The 263-nt window shown below is 58.6% G+C and carries 1 pseudogene (cut by a window edge); it reads left to right on the plus strand.

The features are described 5' to 3' along the window. Positions 1–263: pseudogene (locus JNK74_29735) on the plus strand (DNA cytosine methyltransferase); it begins 307 nt to the left of the window's first position.

Here is a 263-nt window from a genome sequence, read left to right on the forward strand (position 1 = left end):
CGCCGACTACGGTGTGCCGCAGAAGCGGGAGCGGGTGTTTATCGTCGGTTTTCGCTCCGACCTGGGCATCGAGTGGTCGTTTCCGAAGCCCACGCATTCGCTCGATGCTCTGCTGTATTTCCAGTGGGTGACCGGGGATTATTGGGAGAAGCACCGGATTCGACCCTCTCGGCGACCGGAAATGCCGGAAAGGCTCAAAAGCCGAATCAAGAAACTGCAAGGCGAATTGCCGCCCATTGAAAGTCGTCCATGGCGCACGGTTC

This window comes from Candidatus Hydrogenedentota bacterium, assembly GCA_016791475.1.
Classification (GTDB): Bacteria; Hydrogenedentota; Hydrogenedentia; order Hydrogenedentales; family JAEUWI01; genus JAEUWI01.